This window comes from Faecalibacterium sp. DFI.5.82 (assembly GCF_029076575.1).
Lineage (GTDB): Bacteria > Bacillota > Clostridia > Oscillospirales > Ruminococcaceae > Faecalibacterium > Faecalibacterium duncaniae.
Map to the genome: position 1 here is coordinate 1 of NZ_JARFIS010000773.1, position 300 is coordinate 300.

1 protein-coding gene is annotated in these 300 nt (G+C 43.7%); it reads right to left on the bottom strand.

The genetic code is table 11. From position 1 onward, the window contains the following. Positions 1 to 112: 112 nt before the first annotated feature. Positions 113 to 300, bottom strand: a 188-nt coding sequence (locus P0G09_RS18850; RefSeq protein WP_342760570.1) for an aldo/keto reductase, incomplete at its 5' end; no start/stop codon positions are given.

Below are 300 nucleotides of genomic sequence, written 5' to 3' on the forward strand. Positions count from 1 at the left end.
TGAAAAGGCTCAATTAACGGTTGATGATCTGTATGCCTACTTTGAAATGTAAAACAACGGCATTCAAAAAGACATTCCGCACCACTACGGAATGTCTTTATAGTCAGCATCATTAAAAATCTACCTCATCAGGTTTGGCACATTGCCCACCAAGATTTGGCAACGCCTGAATCATCTGCATTTCAGACTCTGAAAGCGCAAAGTCAAAGATTTCCATATTTTGTGCCGAGCGTTCACGATGAACCGACTTTGGCAGTGGCAAAATGCCTTGCTGCAATTCCCAGCGCAACGCAACCTGAG